The organism is Streptomyces sp. NPDC031265, from assembly GCF_055570295.1.
On sequence record NZ_JBVIHM010000006.1, the window covers coordinates 146,829 to 163,900 of the forward strand.

At 72.4% G+C, this 17,072-nt stretch carries 13 protein-coding genes; 9 read left to right on the forward strand and 4 right to left on the reverse strand.

What is annotated here, in order from left to right:
* The first annotated feature begins 288 nt into the window (after positions 1-288).
* Together ACZ499_RS12430 and ACZ499_RS12435 are read left to right on the forward strand one after the other, a co-directional pair.
* Complete coding sequence (locus ACZ499_RS12430) at positions 289-1,398, forward strand: NAD(P)H-dependent flavin oxidoreductase (protein WP_468674304.1); 1,110 nt, start codon at positions 289-291, stop codon at positions 1,396-1,398.
* A complete protein-coding gene (locus tag ACZ499_RS12435) occupies positions 1,395-2,954 on the forward strand; it encodes an acyl-CoA synthetase (RefSeq protein WP_468674305.1) in 1,560 nt (519 codons plus the stop codon). Before ACZ499_RS12430 ends, ACZ499_RS12435 begins: the two co-directional genes overlap by 4 nt.
* A gap of 274 nt (positions 2,955-3,228) precedes the next feature.
* Here the strand turns inward: ACZ499_RS12435 and ACZ499_RS12440 are convergent, their stop codons facing one another.
* Positions 3,229-5,598 carry a penicillin acylase family protein gene (locus ACZ499_RS12440; RefSeq protein ID WP_468674556.1) on the reverse strand — a complete coding sequence of 790 codons (2,370 nt, stop codon included), beginning with the start codon at positions 5,596-5,598 and terminating at the stop codon, positions 3,229-3,231.
* 180 nt (positions 5,599-5,778) lie between these two features.
* A complete protein-coding gene (gene paaK, locus ACZ499_RS12445; protein WP_468674308.1) occupies positions 5,779-7,080 on the reverse strand; it encodes a phenylacetate--CoA ligase PaaK in 1,302 nt (433 codons plus the stop codon).
* Positions 7,081-7,289: 209 nt separating this feature from the next.
* Between paaK and ACZ499_RS12450 the strand changes: the two genes are divergently transcribed.
* A complete protein-coding gene (locus ACZ499_RS12450; protein ID WP_468674310.1) occupies positions 7,290-8,816 on the forward strand; it encodes an alpha/beta fold hydrolase in 1,527 nt (508 codons plus the stop codon).
* A 2-nt stretch (positions 8,817-8,818) separates the two neighbouring features.
* Here ACZ499_RS12450 and ACZ499_RS12455 read toward each other — a convergent pair whose 3' ends face one another.
* Complete coding sequence (locus ACZ499_RS12455; RefSeq protein ID WP_468674312.1) at positions 8,819-10,444, reverse strand: acyl-CoA synthetase; 1,626 nt, start codon at positions 10,442-10,444, stop codon at positions 8,819-8,821.
* A 165-nt stretch (positions 10,445-10,609) separates the two neighbouring features.
* On the opposite strand from ACZ499_RS12455, the gene ACZ499_RS12460 reads away from it, so the two are divergent.
* The 6 genes from ACZ499_RS12460 (at position 10,610) to ACZ499_RS12485 (ending at position 15,801) form a co-directional block, all read left to right on the forward strand.
* Positions 10,610-11,410, forward strand: a complete 801-nt coding sequence (locus tag ACZ499_RS12460) for a crotonase/enoyl-CoA hydratase family protein (protein ID WP_468404597.1) — start codon at positions 10,610-10,612, stop codon at positions 11,408-11,410.
* Positions 11,411-11,451: 41 nt separating this feature from the next.
* Positions 11,452-12,396, forward strand: a complete 945-nt coding sequence (locus ACZ499_RS12465) for a Zn-ribbon domain-containing OB-fold protein (protein ID WP_468674314.1) — start codon at positions 11,452-11,454, stop codon at positions 12,394-12,396.
* Complete coding sequence (locus tag ACZ499_RS12470; protein WP_468674316.1) at positions 12,396-13,484, forward strand: thiolase domain-containing protein; 1,089 nt, start codon at positions 12,396-12,398, stop codon at positions 13,482-13,484. The genes ACZ499_RS12465 and ACZ499_RS12470 overlap by 1 nt, the downstream gene beginning before the upstream one ends.
* Positions 13,481-14,647 carry a thiolase domain-containing protein gene (locus ACZ499_RS12475; protein ID WP_468674318.1) on the forward strand — a complete coding sequence of 389 codons (1,167 nt, stop codon included), beginning with the start codon at positions 13,481-13,483 and terminating at the stop codon, positions 14,645-14,647. Before ACZ499_RS12470 ends, ACZ499_RS12475 begins: the two co-directional genes overlap by 4 nt.
* Positions 14,648-14,784: 137 nt before the next feature.
* Positions 14,785-15,024 carry a DUF397 domain-containing protein gene (locus ACZ499_RS12480; RefSeq protein WP_468674320.1) on the forward strand — a complete coding sequence of 80 codons (240 nt, stop codon included), beginning with the start codon at positions 14,785-14,787 and terminating at the stop codon, positions 15,022-15,024.
* Positions 15,025-15,183: 159 nt separating this feature from the next.
* On the forward strand, positions 15,184-15,801 hold the full coding sequence (locus ACZ499_RS12485; RefSeq protein WP_468674322.1) for a CGNR zinc finger domain-containing protein: 618 nt from the start codon (positions 15,184-15,186) through the stop codon (positions 15,799-15,801).
* A 12-nt stretch (positions 15,802-15,813) separates the two neighbouring features.
* On the opposite strand, the gene ACZ499_RS12490 is transcribed toward ACZ499_RS12485, so the two are convergent.
* Complete coding sequence (locus tag ACZ499_RS12490) at positions 15,814-16,875, reverse strand: isoafricanol synthase (protein ID WP_468674323.1); 1,062 nt, start codon at positions 16,873-16,875, stop codon at positions 15,814-15,816.
* Positions 16,876-17,072: the final 197 nt, after the last annotated feature.

Genomic DNA, 17,072 nt, shown 5'->3' on the forward strand with positions numbered 1-17,072 from the left:
CCACCTTAGGGGTCTGTCCGGTGGATCTGGTCGGCACGCGGGGGTCTGGCACGCCCATCTGCCGCGTTGTCGTCGGTTGCCATGGCTCCGCCATGTCGCTCTCCTCCGCCTTGCAGCTGGACGCACCAGACCCCCGCTCACCAGCACCGAAAAGGCGTCCCGGGCCGAAGCCGACCAGATCCACCGGACAGGCCCCAACCGGCTCGGGTGCGCCGCCCACGTAAAGAATCTGACGAAGCATCAGAAAATCTCTTCCCTCGTCGCCCGGGCTGCGGCATCCTGCGCCCCATGCAGACGGAGCTGAGCAGAAGACTGGGAGTGGAGCACGCCATCTTCGGCTTCACGCCGTTCCCGGCGGTGGCCGCCGCCATCACCCGGGCCGGCGGGTTCGGCGTGCTCGGCGCGGTCCGCTACACCGCCCCCGACGACCTCGCGCGCGACCTCGACTGGATGCAGGACCACACGGACGGGCTGCCCTACGGCCTCGACGTGGTCATGCCCGCGAGGAAGGTGGAGGGCGTCACCGAGGCCGACGTCGAGGCGATGATCCCCGAGGGGCACCGGCAGTTCGTGCGCGAGACGCTCACCAAACACGGCGTCCCCGAGCTCGCCGAAGGCGAGGCGTCCGGCTGGCGGATCACGGGATGGATGGAGCAGGTCGCCCGCAACCAGCTCGACGTCGCCTTCACCTACCCGATCAAGCTGCTCGCCAACGCGCTCGGCTCCCCGCCCGCCGACATCGTCGACCGGGCGCACACCAACGAGGTCCTGGTCGCCGCGCTGGCCGGCAGCGCCAAGCACGCCCGCCACCACGCCGAGGCGGGCATCGACATCGTCGTCGCCCAGGGCTACGAAGCCGGCGGCCACACCGGCGAGATCGCCTCCATGGTGCTCGTGCCCGAAGTCGTCGACGCGGTCGGGCCGCTGCCCGTGCTCGCCGCCGGAGGCATCGGCAGCGGCGCCCAGGTGGCCGCCGGACTCGCCCTCGGCGCCCAGGGCGTCTGGCTCGGCTCCCTCTGGCTCACCACCACCGAGGCCGATCTGCACTCACGCGCGCTCACCCGCAAACTCCTCGCGGCGGGCTCCGGCGACACCGTCCGCTCGCGCGCCCTCACCGGCAAGCCCGCCCGCCAGCTGCGCACCGAGTGGACCGAGGCCTGGGACGACCCGAGCGGCCCGGGCACCTTACCGATGCCCCTGCAGGGGCTGCTGGTCGCCGAGGCGCTGTCGCGGATCCAGAAGTACGAGATCGCGCCACTGCTCGGCACGCCGGTCGGCCAGATCGTCGGCCGGATGAACTCCGAGCGCAGCGTCCAGGAGGTCTTCGACGACCTCACCCGCGGCTTCGAGCAGGCCGTCGACCGTATCAGCCGCATCGCCCGAAGGAGTGGGGCATGACCGACTCCCAGCAGCCGCCCAACGGGTTCTGGGCGCAGGCCGCAGCCGATCCCGACCAGGTGGTGCTCACCGCGCCCGACGGCGAGCGCTGGACGGCGGGACGGCTGCACGCCGCCGTCAACCAGCTGGTGCACGGGCTGCGCGCGGCCGGACTCGAACAGGGCGACGCGTTCGCCGTCCTCCTGCCCAACGGGGTCGAGTTCTTCACCGCGTATCTGGCCGCCTCCCAGGCCGGGTTCTATCTCGTCCCCGTCAACCACCATCTGGTCGGGCCCGAGATCGCGTGGATCGTCGCGGACTCCGGCGCCAAGGTCCTCATCGCCCACGAGCGGTTCGCAGACGCGGCGACCGCCGCCGCCGACGAGGCGAAGCTGCCGGGCAGCCACCGGTACGCGGTGGGCGAGGTGGCGGGATTCCGCCCGTACGGCCAACTCCTCGACGGGCAGCCCGAGTCCGTGCCCGAGGACCGCACCCTCGGCTGGGTCATGAACTACACCTCGGGCACCACCGGCCGCCCGCGCGGCATCCGGCGCCCGCTCTCCGGCAAGCTCCCCGAGGAGTCCTACCTCGGCGGGTTCCTCGGCATCTTCGGCATCAAGCCGTTCGACGACAACGTCCATCTGGTCTGCTCGCCGCTCTACCACACGGCCGTGCTCCAGTTCGCGGGCGCGTCCCTGCACATCGGGCATCCGCTGGTCCTGATGGACAAGTGGACGCCCGAGGAGATGCTGCGCCTGATCGACGCGTACCGCTGCACCCATACGCACATGGTGCCGACCCAGTTCCACCGGCTCCTCTCGCTGCCCGAGGGGGTCAGGGCGCGCTACGACGTGGGCTCGCTGCGGCACGCCATCCACGGCGCGGCCCCCTGCCCCGACCATGTGAAGCGGGCGATGATCGAGTGGTGGGGGAGCTGCGTGGAGGAGTACTACGCGGCGAGCGAGGGCGGCGGGGCGTTCGCCACGGCCGAGGACTGGCTCAAGAAGCCGGGCACGGTCGGCAGGGCATGGCCCATCAGCGAACTCGCGGTCTTCGACGACGACGGCGACCGGCTGCCCCCCGGCCAGCTCGGCACCGTCTACATGAAGATGTCGACGGGCGGCTTCAGTTACCACAAGGACGAGACCAAGACGCGGAAGAACCGCATCGGGGACTTCTTCACCGTGGGCGACCTCGGCTACCTCGACGAGGACGGCTACCTCTTCCTGCGCGACCGCAAGATCGACATGATCATCTCGGGCGGGGTCAACATCTACCCGGCCGAGATCGAGGCCGCGCTCCTCACCCACCCGGCCGTCGCCGACGCCGCCGCGTTCGGCATCCCGCACGCGGACTGGGGCGAGGAGGTCAAGGCGGTCGTCGAAGCGGCGCCCGGGCACGAGCCGGGGGACGCGCTCGCCACGGAGATCCTCGCCCACTGCGAGGAACGGCTCGCGGGCTACAAGCGCCCCAAGTCCGTCGACTTCATCGCGGCCATGCCGCGCGACCCCAACGGCAAGCTCTACAAGCGACGGCTGCGCGAGCCGTACTGGGAGGGCCACGAGCGGGCGATGTGAGCCGCCTGCCCCAGGGGGCGCCGTACGGTGCCCGACGGGGCAGGCGGCGACCGTCAACGCACGGCGGGTCTCACCCGCCCTGATGCCGAACCTCTTCCGGGGCCGTGCACGGGTCCGGAGAGCCGACCTCAGAAGGAACCCCGTGCGTGTACTCGTCGCCGGAGCAACCGGAGTCATCGGGCGGGCCCTGGTCCCGCTGCTTGCCCCCCCGACAAGCTCGGCCACGTCCCGGCGCAACCTCCGGCGCGGCCCGCCCGGGCGGACCGCGTGGACGTCAGCGGTGCTCGCGCACCCGGACGACCCGCAGGGCGGGTGAGGAGAGGATGTCCCGCTCGCAGAAGCGCGAGCTGACCCAGCGCTGCTGTGAGTAGAGCTTCGTCTGGTCGCTGTAGTGCGGGGAGAGGACGTTCTCCGACTGGGAGTACGTCAGGAGGGTGCGGGCGACGGGGCACTTGCCGCCGTCCCAGCCGACCGCCTGGATGTGGCTGGATCCGGTGGACACCTCGGAGTAGCCGCGGGCCGGGTCCCATATCCCCTCGACCTTGTTCCAGATGCCGAGGGCCTCCGTCCCGCCGGAGACGGGCAGGCGCCTGCCGTCGCGCACCACGTACTGGTGGTCGCCCAGCGCCGAGTCGAGCGGGATGCCGGCCGCGCGCAGCTCGCCCACCGCGTCGGCGAGTGCCCGGGCGACGCCGGGCGAGGCGGTGTTGAGGGTGTTCGGCGTGTGCACCGGGTCGGCGGCCGAGAACGGCACCTTCCACAGCTCAGCTGCCGGAACCGTCGCCGTGAGCTTGCGCCAGTAGCGGTCGAAGAGCAGTGCGCCCCGGCTCCTGGCATCCACCGTACGGTCCCAGCCGGCCAGGACCGCGCATGCCCCGGACACGTCGACCACCTTGCCGGTGCTGTCCGTCGCGGTGCCGCCCGGAAGCGCGGCGCAGGCCCCGGCCGTGTCGGCCGCCGCCAGGTTCCCGGCGGGCGCCCGGTCGGCGAACTCCTGGCGCTGGAGGTCGGCGACGGTGAGCCGTCCCTTCGCGGCCATGGCGGAGACGTCCTCGACGGCGCCGCGCGTACGCAGCGAGCGCGGGGTCGCGACGGTGCCGAAGATCCGCTCGTAACCGGTCAGCGGGTGGTCGGCGTTGGTCAGCCAGGCGCTGTCGTTGGAGTTCTCCGCGTACACGGCGTCCTTGAGCGCCGGCATCCGGGCGGGCCCGAAGACCCCGGCCTGGACCGCGTCCGGGTCCGATCCGAGGGCGCAGTCGCCGCGCGAACCGTCGAGGACGGCCACGCCCGACGCCGGGTAGAGCGCCTTGCCCAGCGGGGTCGAGCAGCGCGCGGCCAGCTCGTCGGTGATCCGGGGGAGCACCTGCGACTGCGTGAAAAGGGAGTGCCCGTGCGCGTCGGCGGCCACGGTGTTCACCCAGGGCAGGCCCTGGGTGCGGCGCAGCGCCTTGAGGACGTCGTCGGTGCTCCCCGCCTTGGAGAAGCCCAGGCCGGTGTCGGCGGCGCGCAGATTGACGGCGTTGGGGTCGTTCAGCGCGAACGCCGTGGTCCTGGTCCAGGCCAGTGGCACCGTCGGGCCGAGTGCGGTGACCACCGGCCCGTACCGCGTCCACCACTGGGTGCGCGTCACCGGCGCGCCGCCCTTCACCGGGACCGTCACCGTGCGCCGGGCCATGCGCTCGCGGGTGCCGTCCACGAGGTACGCGGTCGGGTCGGCCGGGTCGAGGGTCAGCTGGTGGAGGTTGAGCGTGACGCCGGTGGCGACGGTGTGGCTCCAGGCGACCTTGTCGTTGAAGCCGATGCTCATGGTCGGGGTGCCGAGCAGGGCCGCGCCGGAGACGTTGAGCTCGCCGGGGATGGTCTGCTGCATCTGCCAGAAGCGCCGGCCGCCGTGCCAGGGGTAGTGCGGGTTGCCGAGCAGCAGACCGCGCCCGCCGGCCGTGGCGGCGCCGCTGAAGGCGACGGCGTTGGAGCCCATGTCGGCCTGGTCGGCGGCGAACAGCCGCTGGGCGGCCCGCGCGCTGTCGTCGGGGTCGGGCGCCGTGGGCGTGGCCGCGGCGGCCGGCGGCTGTGCGGCGGTGATGCCGTCGGTGACGCGCCCCTGCCCGCCGAGCACGGATATCGCGAAGCCGCGCGCGGCCACGTCGGTGAGGGTCACCGGGCGCACCCAGGCCGCGCCCTTGCACGCGGGGTCGGTGCTGCGGTGCTGCTTCAGCCAGGCGTTGTAGCCCGCCGCCCAGCCGCGCATCAGCTCCTTGGACCGGCGGCTCGGCCCGGCGGGCGCGGGGGTGGCCAGCAGTTTCTCGACGGTGCCGGAGCCGCGTACCGAGGTGAAGTACAGGTCGCTGGAGAGGTTCTTGGTGGCGGCGGAGAGCGAGCCGTCGGGAGCCGCGTCCGGGCCGAACCACTTCGACCGCTCCCCGCGCAGCGTGACGAACCCGTCGGCGAGGGTGCACACCTGGTCGGCCGCCTGGGCGTAGCCGGTGCCGAAGCCGAGGTCGGCGTAATCCTTGGCGAGGATGTGCGGAATGCCGTACTCGGTGTACCGGATGACGGCGGAGAGGCCGCCGCCGGAGGGGTGGTGCTCGCGGTCGCCGGACGCGGCCGAGGCCGTGGGGGACAGCGACGCCGAGGCGGTCAGCATGGCGATGCCGACCAGCGCGAGGCGCCTGATCCGGGTGTGGGCGTGGGTATGGGCGCGGGTGGCGGTGCGGGCGCGGAGAGCCAACGTTCCTCCCAACTCAGGGGGTGACACAGGTGGTTGCGCGTGACACATGAAGTGCCGCCAGCCACTCAGTCAGCCCGGGCGCACGCCTGTCAACACTCATGCCCCACCCGCAGGGCCCTGGCGCAGATCCACGATCCGTTTGAACTTGCCCACCGACCGCTCGATGGTGTCGGGGTCGACGACCTCCACCGCCACCGAGACCCCGATGCCGTCCTTCACCGCCGAGACGATCGACCGCGCGGCCGTGTCACGCTGCTCGGACGAGGTACCGGCGCGCGCCTCCACCCGTACCGCCAGCGCGTCCAGTCTGCCCTCCTTGGTGAGCCGCAGCTGGAAGTGCGGGGCCAGGCCGGGCGTGCGCAGCACGATCTCCTCGATCTGGGTGGGGAAGAGGTTCACCCCGCGCAGGATCACCAGGTCGTCGCTGCGGCCCGTCACCTTCTCCATCCGCCGGAAGACCCGCGCCGTGCCCGGCAGCAGCCGGGTCAGGTCCCGCGTCCGGTAACGGATCACGGGCATGGCCTCCTTGGTGAGCGAGGTGAAGACCAGCTCGCCCCGCTCGCCCTCGGGCAGCACCTCGCCGGTGAGTGGATCGACGACTTCCGGGTAGAAGTGGTCCTCCCAGATGTGCAGCCCGTCCTTGGTCTCCACACACTCCTGCGCCACACCGGGCCCGATCACTTCCGAGAGCCCGTAGATGTCGACCGCGTCGATGGCGAAGCGCTCCTCGATCTCGCGGCGCATCTCCTCCGTCCACGGCTCGGCGCCGAAGATCCCGACCTTGAGCGAGGTCGCCCGGGGATCGACGCCCTGCCGCTCGAACTCGTCCAGGATGGTCAGCATGTACGAGGGGGTCACCATGATGATCTCGGGCCGGAAGTCCTGGATCAGCTGGACCTGGCGGGCCGTCATGCCGCCGGACGCGGGGATCACCGTGCAGCCGAGCCGCTCCGCCCCGTAGTGCGCGCCCAGGCCGCCCGTGAACAGCCCGTATCCGTACGCCACATGTACCTTGTGGCCGGGTCTGGCGCCCGCCGCGCGCAGCGAGCGGGCCACCACGTCCGCCCAGATGTCCAGGTCGCGCTCGGTGTAGCCGACCACCGTCGGGCGGCCGGTGGTGCCGCTGGAGGCGTGGATGCGGCGGACCTCGGAGTCGGGGACCGCGAACATCCCGAACGGGTAGTGGTCGCGCAGATCCGCCTTGGTGGTGAAGGGGAAGCGCGCGAGGTCCGGGAGCGAACGGCAGTCCTCGGGCCGTATCCCCGCCTTGTCGAACGCCTCCCGGTAGAAGCCCACGTGGTCGTACGCATGGCGCAGCGAAGCCCTCAGCCGGTCGAGCTGAAGCGCCTCCAGCTCGGCCCGGTTCAGCCGCTCCGCCGCGTCCAGCAGGGGTTCCATGGGCCCGCTCCTTTCCTCGCCGGTCGTCACTCCGCCCGAAATCGGACGACCGATCATTCGGTAGATCTGCTCGGGTTCAGTAATCCAGCCACCGAACCGCACCGTCAAGGCCTGTGGACAACGCGCTTCACCGCGCCGGCCGTGCCGCCGTTCGCGCTCTCCGCGAAATCCCCTTGGCCCGATCGCCACCGGCTGTGAGGATCACGATCATGCCGAAGTTCACCGCGTACGACGGGACCGAGCTCGCCTACCACCTGGTGGGGGCGGGGAAGCCGCTGATCTGTCTGCCCGGCGGGCCCGCGTGGGCCTCCGCCTACCTGGGCGACCTGGGCGGCCTCGACATCCACCGCCAACTGGTCCTGCTCGACCAGCGGGGCACGGGTGACTCGGCGGTGCCGGACGACATGTCCTCGTACCGCTGCGACCGGATGGTCGACGACGTGGAGGCGCTGCGCGAGCACCTCGGTCTGGCGGAGGTCGACCTCCTCGGGCACTCGGCCGCCGGCAACCTCGCCACGCTCTACGCGGCCGCCCACCCGCACCGGATCAGCTCGCTCGTCCTGGTCACGCCCGGCACCCGGGCCGTCGGCCTGCCCGTCACCGAGGACGACTGGCGCGGCGCCGTGGCGCTGCGCGAGGGCGAGAGCTGGTATCCGCAGGGACGGGCCGCCTTCGAGGAGATCTGGGGCGGGCGCGACTTCGGCGAGGTGAGGTCCGCCATCGAGCCTTTCATGTACGGGCGTTGGGACGCGGCCGCCCGGGCGCACGCGGCCGCCGCCGGCTCCCGGGCCAACCGGGAAGCGGCTGCCGTCTACTACGAGGACGGTGTCTTCGACCCGGCCGCCACCACCGAGGCGCTCGCGGCCGTGGAAGCGCCCGTGCTGGTCCTGGCCGGGGAGTACGACGGCGGCCCCACGCCCGGGCTCGCATCCCGGCTCGCCGCGCTCTTCCCGCACGGCGAGGCCGCCGTGCTGCCGGGCGCCGGGCACTTCCCGTGGGTGGACGCGCCCGGCGACTTCGCCCGTACGGTCGCGGCGTTCCTGGAACCCGGTGTCCACAGCGTGCGGACCAACTCCGGCATCCGGCTCGCCTACCGGACCTGGGGCGACGCCTCCGCACCGCCCGTCGTGCTCGCGCACGGGCGCGGCGGATCGGGCGCGCACTGGACGGAGGTGGCCGAACGGCTCGCCGCGACACGCCGGGTGTACGCGCTCGACCTGCGCGGGCACGGCCTCAGTGACTGGCCCGGCCGCTACTCGTTCGAGGGGTTCCGCGACGACCTGCGCGGCTTCATTGACGCGCTCGGCCTGGCCGGCGCCGACGTGGTCGGCCACTCCATGGGCGGCGCGGCCGCGCTGCTGCTCGCCCAGGACGCGCCCGAACTGGTCGGGCGGCTGGTCCTGGAGGAGGCGCCCACGTTCGTGCCGCTGGATCCGCCGCGCGGGTTCGTGGCGCGGCCCGACGAGGAGCTCGCGTTCGACTGGCCGGTGGTCGCCGACACCAACGCCCAGCTGAACGCGCCCGACCCGGCCTGGCGCGAGCGGCTCGCCGAGCTCGCCGTGCCGACCCTGCTGGTCGCGGGCGGCGAGTCCGGCGGCATCGAGATCCAGGACCGGATCGCCGGGATGGCCGCCCGCATCCCCGGCGGCCGCCTCGTCACGATCGACGCCGGCCACTCGGTCCACACGGCCCGACCGGACGAATTCGTCGCGGAACTAAGGGAGTTCGGGATCTGAGGTCACCCGGCCGTGGACTCCGCCACGGCCACCGACCGCGCCCAGCGGTAGTCCGCCTTGCCGCTGGGCGAGCGCTGGATGCTCGGGGCGATCACCAGCTGGCGCGGCACCTTGTACCCCGCGAGCCGGGTGCGGCAGTGGCTCTGGATGTCGTCGAGGGTCGGTTCCTCGGCGCCCTCGCGCAGCTGCACCACGGCAGCGACATGGTTGCCCCACGTAGTGTCCGGCACCCCGGCGACCAGCGCGTCGTACACGTCCGGATGGGACTTGAGCGCCTGCTCGACCTCCTCCGGATACACCTTCTCGCCGCCGGTGTTGATGCACTGCGAGCCCCGCCCGAGGACCGTGACGATGCCCTCCTCGTCGACCGTGGCCATGTCGCCGAGCAGCACCCAGCGCTCGTCGCCCCGCTGGAAGAACGTCTCGGCGGTCTTCGCCGGATCGTTGTAGTAGCCGAGCGGCACATGGCCGCGCTGGGCGATCCGGCCGGGCTCGCCGGGCTTCACCGGCTCGTGGGTGGCCGGGTCGACCACCGCCGTACGGGAGTTGACGCGCAGCCGGAAGCCCTTGTCGGGGCCGGAGTCGTCGGTGGCGGTGCCGTTGAAGCCGGACTCCGACGAGCCGAAGTTGTTGAGCAGCATCGCGGTCGGGACCAGCGCGCTGAACTGGGCGCGGACCGTCTCCGACATGATCGCGCCGGACGACGAGACGCTGAACATGGACGAGCAGTCGGTGCCCTTCATCGGGCCGCTCAGCGCGTCGATGAGCGGGCGCAGCATCGCGTCCCCGACCAGCGACATGCTGGTGACCTTCTCCTTCTCCACCGTCCGCAGGACTTCCTCGGGCACGAACTTGCGGTGGATGACGACGCGCTGGCCGAAGTTGAAGCCGATGAACGCGGTGAGCGTGGAGGTGCCGTGCATCAGCGGGGGAGTGGGGAAGAAGGTGATGCCCCCGCCGCCCGCCGCGACCCGCTCGGCCAGCTCCTCGGGGCGCGCGACCGGCTCGCCCGTCGGGGCGCCGCCGCCGAGCCCCGAGAAGAACAGGTCCTCCTGGCGCCACATCACGCCTTTGGGCATGCCGGTGGTGCCGCCGGTGTAGATGATGAAGAGGTCGTCGGGCGAGCGGGGTGCGAACCCGCGCCCGTCGGACCCGGCCGCCTCGGCCTCGGCGAACGGCACCGCGTCCAGCGCGGGCGCACCCCGGGGCGGTTCCCCCACCCGTACGAGGTGGCGCAGCTTCTCGGTGTGCGGCAGCGCGCCCGCCACGCGCTCGGTGAACTCCGCGTCGAAGACCAGCGCCGCCAGATCGGCGTCCCGGTAGAGGTAGACCAACTCGTCTTCCACGTAACGGTAGTTGACGTTGACCGGGACGATCCTGGCCTTGAGGCAGCCGAGCACGGTCTGCAGGTATTCGACGCCGTTGTACAGATGGAGCCCCAGGTGCTCGCCCGGCCCGATGCCGATGTCGATCAGGTGGTGGGCGATCCGGTTGGCGGCCGAGTCCAGCCGCGCGTAGGTCAGCCGGCGTTCCGCGCCCGTGCCGGGGTGGTCGAGGTAGACCAGTGCCTCGCGGTCGGGGACCACGTCGACGACCGACTCGAACAGGTCGGCAAGGTTGTACTCCACCGCTCCTCCTGACCCCGGCGCCATCCGTGTGGCCGTCATCAGAGCAGAGCCGACCACAACTGGGAAGGGGCTCCACCCAAAGAATCTGACTGTCTGTCAGAAAACTATTGAACTGCGCCCCCCGCTCCTGCAACCTGTTCCAGTCCGACGACGGGAGGCATACGCATGGGTGGCACCGAACACCTCACCGTGCGGCGCGAGGGCGCCACACTCGTACTCACGCTCAACCGGCCGGAGGCCAGGAACGCGCTCTCGCTGTCGATGCTGGTCGGCCTCTACGACGGGTGGCTGGAGGCCGATGACGACGACGCGGTCCGCTCGGTCGTCCTCACCGGCGCCGGCGGCGCGTTCTGCGCGGGCATGGACCTCAAGGCCCTGGCGGGCAAGGGGATGGAGGGCGACGGGTACCGGGACCGGCTCAAGGCCGACCCGGATCTGCACTGGAAGGCGATGCTGCGCCACCACCGCCCCCGCAAACCAGTGATCGCGGCCGTCGAGGGGCCGTGTGTGGCGGGCGGCACCGAGATCCTCCAGGGCACCGACATCCGCGTGGCGGGCGAGAGCGCCACCTTCGGGCTCTTCGAGGTCAAGCGCGGGCTCTTCCCGATCGGCGGCTCGACCGTCCGGCTCCAGCGCCAGATCCCGCGCACCCACGCCCTGGAGATGCTGCTCACCGGCCGGGCCTATAGCGCGGCCGAGGCGCGGGACATCGGGCTCGTCGGGCGCGTCGTGGCCGACGGCACCGCGCTGGAGGAGGCGCTCGCCCTCGCCGAGCAGATCAACGCCTGCGGGCCACTCGCCGTCGAGGCGGTCAAGGCCTCGGTGTACGAGACCGCCGAGATGACCGAGACCGACGGGCTCGCCGCTGAACTGGGGCGTGGCTGGCCGGTCTTCGACACCGCCGACGCCAAGGAAGGCGCCCGCGCCTTCGCCGAGAAGCGCCCGCCCGTCTACCGGCGCGCCTGAGCGCGTCCACTCCCGCCGCGCGCCCGAGAAGGAGACCCCCGATGCCCGAAGTCCTCAGCGCCCCGCTGGTGGTCGAGTTCCCGTTCACCCGCTCGCTGGGCCCCGTGCAGAGCGCATTCCTCACCGGGCTGCGCGAGCGGACCGTCCTCGGTGTGCGGACCTGCGACGGCAGGACGCTCGTACCGCCCGTCGAGTACGACCCGGCCACCGCCGAAGAGCTCCGCGACCTCGTCGAGGTCGCCGCCACCGGCACCGTCACCACCTGGGCCTGGAACCCGTCCCCGCGCCGGGGCCAGCCGCTGGAGCGCCCCTTCGCCTGGGTCCTGGTGCGGCTCGACGGCGCCGACACCGCGCTGCTGCACGCCCTGGACGCACCGGGCCCCGACGCCGTGCGGACCGGGATGCGGGTACGCGTGCGATGGGCGCGGGAACGAAGTGGCGCCATCACCGACATCGCGTGCTTCGAACCGTACGAGAGCGAGGCGGCGGGCCAACCGAGCCCGCACAGCGGCGAGTTCGCGGACCCGGTCACCGGGATCGTCGCCCCGGCCCGGCTCGACTACACCTACAGTCCGGGCCGCGCCCAGACCGGGTACATCGAGGCACTGGCGGAGCGCCGGACCGTCGGTGAGCGCTGCCCGTCGTGCCGCAAGGTGTACGTGCCGCCGCGCGGGGCCTGCCCCACATGCGGGGTCGCCACCGACGAGCGGGTGGAGGTCGGCCCGGCCGGCACGGTCACCACGTATTGCATCGTCAACATCAAGGCGAAGAACCTCGATATCGAGGTGCCGTACGTCTACGCGCACATCGCCCTCGACGGCGCCGACCTCGCCCTGCACGGCCGGATCGGCGGCATCCCCTACGACCAGGTGCGGATGGGGCTGCGGGTCGAGCCGGTGTGGACCGAGGACAGCCGCCACCCCGACCACTACCGGCCCACCGGGGAGCCCGACGCCGACTACGACACGTACAAGGAGCTGATCTGATGGGCCCCGCACGGGATGTGGCCGTCGTCGCCTTCGCACAGACCGACCACCGGCGCCGTACCGACGAGCTCTCCGAGGTCGAGATGCTGATGCCGGTGCTGCACGAGGTGCTCGACCGGACCGGGCTGAGGACCAGCGACATCGGCTTCACCTGCTCGGGCTCCTCGGACTACCTCGCGGGCCGCGCCTTCTCCTTCACCATGGCCCTCGACGGTGTGGGCGCCTGGCCGCCGATCGCCGAGTCGCACGTCGAGATGGACGGCGCCTGGGCGCTCTACGAGGCCTGGGTGAAGATCCTCACCGGCGAGGCCGACACCGCGCTCGTCTACTCCTACGGCAAGTCCTCGCCCGGCGAGGTCCGGGACGTACTGACCCGTCAGCTCGACCCGTACTACCTGGCGCCCCTGTGGCCCGACTCCGTCGCGCTGGCCGCGCTCCAGGCGCAGGCCCTGATCGACGCGGGCGACACCGACGAGCCCGCGCTCGCCGCGATCGCGGCCCGCAGCCGGAACTCCGCCACCGCCAACACCCACGCCCAGGTGCGCGGTTCACGGCCCCAGGGCGACTACCTGGTACGCCCGCTGCGCACCGGCGACTGCCCGCCGGTCGGGGACGGTGCCGCGGCCGTGATCCTCGCCGCCGGGGACACCGCGCGCGGGCTGTGCGAGCGGCCCGCCTGGATCCGGGGCATGGACCACCGCATCGAGGCGCACGGCCTGGGTGTGCGCGACCTGACCGACTCGCCGTCGGCCCGGCTCGCGGCCGAACGCGCCGGGGCCTTCGAACTCCCCGATGGCCTGAAGGGCATGGGAGGTGCCCCCACCGTCGACACCGCCGAGCTGCACGCCCCCTTCAGCTCGCAGGAGGTCGTCCTGCGCAAGGCGCTGCGGCTGGACGACGGGGTACGGGTCAACCCGTCCGGGGGAGCGCTGGCCGCCAACCCCGTGATGGCCGCCGGTCTGATCCGGATCGGGGAGGCGGCCGCCGCGATCCACCGGGGCGAGTCCGACCGGGCGCTGGCCCACGCCACCTCGGGGCCGTGCCTCCAGCAGAACCTCGTCGCCGTCCTGGAGGGGGAGCCGTCGTGAGCAGGGAACCCGTGGCCGTCGTAGGAATCGGCCAGACCAAGCACGTCGCCGCCCGGCACGACGTCTCGATCGCGGGACTGGTCCGCGAGGCGGCCCAACGCGCCCTGGAGGACGCCCAGTTGGTATGGGCGGACATCGACGCGGTCGTCATCGGCAAGGCCCCCGACTTCTTCGAGGGGCTGATGATGCCGGAGCTGTACCTCGCCGACGCGCTCGGCGCGGTCGGCAAGCCCATGCTGCGGGTGCACACGGCGGGCTCGGTCGGCGGCTCGACCGCGCTGGTCGCCGCGAACCTGGTGGCCGCCCGGGTCCACGGCACGGTCCTGACCCTGGCTTTCGAGAAGCAGTCCGACTCCAACGCCATGTGGGGACTGTCGCTGCCCATACCCTTCCAGCAGCCGCTGCTCGCCGGGGCGGGCGGCTTCTTCGCGCCGCATGTGCGCGCGTACATGCGGCGCACCGGCGCCCCCGAGACGGTGGGCTCGCTCGTCGCGTACAAGGACCGGCGCAACGCGCTCCTGAACCCGTACGCGCATCTGCACGAGCGGGACATCACCCTGGAGAAGGTGCAGGCGTCCCCGATGCTCTGGGACCCGATCCGCTACTCGGAGACGTGTCCGTCCTCGGACGGGGCGTGCGCGATGGTCCTCACCGACCGTACGGGGGCGGCCCGTTCGCCCCATCCGCCCGCCTGGGTGCACGGCGGCGCGATGCGCAGCGAGCCCACGCTCTTCGCGGGCAAGGACTTCGTCTCCCCGCAGGCGGGCAAGGACTGCGCCGCCGACGTCTACCGGCAGGCGGGGATCGCCGACCCGCGCCGCGAGATCGACGCCGTCGAGATGTACGTGCCGTTCTCCTGGTACGAGCCCATGTGGCTGGAGAACCTGGGGTTCGCGGCGGAGGGCGAGGGCTGGAAGCTCACCGAGTCGGGCGTCACCGAGCTCGACGGGGATCTCCCGGTGAACCCGTCGGGCGGGGTGCTCTCCACCAACCCCATCGGCGCCTCCGGCATGATCCGCTTCGCCGAGGCGGCCCTACAGGTGCGGGGCCGGGCCGGGGAGCACCAGGTGGAGGGGGCCCGCAAGGCACTGGGGCACGCCTACGGCGGCGGCTCGCAGTTCTTCTCGATGTGGCTGGTCGGGTCCGAGCCGCCGAGCCGGTAGGGGTGCGGGCGGCCGGTCGGCGGGGCCGTGCGGCCGTCGTCGCGGGTGGGCCGCGGTACTCCTTCCGTGGCCTGTCCGGGACCGGACGCGATCGCTAGTCTGGCCCCGGACGACAGGGAACCGGGAGGAGCAGGGACGTGGCCGAGAGCATCACCCAGCAGACCCTTGTGGGCTGGGACAAGCCGGATCTCGATCTCAGCAAGGCCGACTGGAGGTCGAGCAGTCAAGGGACGGGAGACGTCCAGATCGCGTTCGTCGAGGGGTTCATCGCGATGCGCAACGGGGGCCGCCCCGGCAGCCCCTCGCTGATCTTCAGCCCGGGTGAGTGGCGTGCCTTCGTGCTGAACGCGCGCGACGGGGAGTTCGACCTCACCTGAGCGGCGGGACGGACGGGGTCGCCCCGTCCGGTCGCGAGCGTCCGCGCACCCGCCCGGCCCGTGGGCCGGGCGGGGCCGGAGCGCGGCGAGCGCCCGCGCCCCGGGGGCCCCGGATGCCATCTCCGTCTAACGCTTGCCGCCGTGGTTACCATTAGCCGCATGGCCGACCACTCCCTCGTTCTCGATCTCGCCCTCACCGTCCGCCACGACGGTCACGGCGGGGTCGCCGACGACCTGAGCGGGCCGGAGGGGCTGACCACGTGGGTGCGCGAGCACGCGGCGGCGCTGGATACGGATACGGATGGCTTCACCGCCGGTGCCTTCGCGGCCGACGACGACGCCCTCGCGGCGGTGCGCGCGCTGCGGGCCGCCGTGCGCGCCCTGTTCGCCCGGGCGGTACGGCCGGACCCGCCGAGCCCCGCCGACGCCGAGCGGCTGCTCCCCGCCGGAATGGCCCTGGAGCTGCTGAACTCGGCCGCGGCCGCGGTACCCACAGCGCCCCGCCTGGAATGGCCCGAGGACCGCGACCCGTACGCCGTCCACCGCGCCATCGGCACCCCCGACGCCGTCACGGCGCTCTGCACCTCACTCGCCCGCGCCGCCGTCGACTTCCTGGCCGGGCCCGACCGGGCGAGGCTGCGGGCCTGCCACGCGCCCCGGTGCGTGCGGTACTTCCTCAAGGAGCACCCGCGCCAGGAGTGGTGCAGGCCCTCCTGCGGCAACCGCGCCCGCGTCGCCCGCCACCAGCGGCGCCAGCAGCTCCACGCCGAGCCGTAGCCGCCGGGGGCGTCAGGCTTCCAGTGCGTCCTCCTCCTCGAACAGATGGGCCCACGGCCGCTGGCCCCGGCCCGCGGCCTCGATGCCCGTCTTGCCGTACCGGGCCGTCGTGCGCGACCACGCCAGATTGCCGCTCATCAGCGCCCGCATGCCCGCCGCATAGTCGTCGACCTGGGCGCGCAGCTTGGCAGAGACCCCGGAGACCGCGAGCGCCTCGGACAGCTCCACCGCGAGCGTCTGGAAGCGCTCCACCCGGGAGTTGGCCAGCCGGGCGACCTCGCGGGCGGCCCGGTCCACCGAGAGCCCCGACCCCTTGTGCAGGATGATGACGCTGTTGTTGACGTCCCCGGCGGCCAACTCCTTGTCCGCGGACACGATGTCGTTGACGAAGATCACCACATCGGCGGTGATCCAGCGCATCTCGGCCAGCGGGCTGCCCCGGTGCAGCTCGTCGGGGAGCGTGTAGCGGCCGCACCGCTCGACGAGATCCAGACAGGGCTGTACGCCGATGGAGTCGCGGCGGCCGCGCAGGAACCCCGGCAGCGACGGCGGTCCGGTGCGGGTGCGGTTGAGGGCCTCCCAGTGATAGGCCGTCAGATACTCCCGCCAGTGCCCGCGGAAGCGCTCCTGCCACAGCCGCGGAGTGCCTTCGCCCAGCCGCTTCCACAACTCCGCGAGCGTGCCCGCGAGATGGTTGGTCGGGTCGCCCGGAGCCGGGCCCCGGTCGCTCATCGTGCGCAGCATGACGTCGATCTGCCGGGCCACCGCGTCCGGCTGCCGGCCGATCGGGCCGTCGAACTGGTCGTCGAACACGAAGAACCAGGCGTTGAGGTCGGTCGCCAGCGCGAGATCCGAGTCCGTGGCGTCCGGATAGAAGTACGCCATCAGACGTTCGAGCCCCATCGCGTCGTACTCATTGGTCGCGCACTCGCCCGAGAGCATCCCGAACCGGTGAAGCCAGTCGAGCGTGTGCTGACGCGCGACGGCGTGGCGCGGATGACAGCGAGCGGGGAACGGGATGTCGACGAGCCTCGTGCGGTCCTCCGACAGCTGTGAGCCTGCTGGGGACGACATCGCTCCGCCTCCTGTGCGCCGAAGGGTGAGCAGCCTTGGGCGGAGCTGCTGTCCGAAAAGCTCATAGTGCGCCCGTGGCCGGAACTGCACAAGCGGCGTGTGCACCGGTGCTTCGCGCCCCCCTGGAGCCGCGTCAACCCCCCAGCAGATCCTGGCGAGTCAGTCAAGCCGGGTTTGCGAGACGGTCACATCGGTGT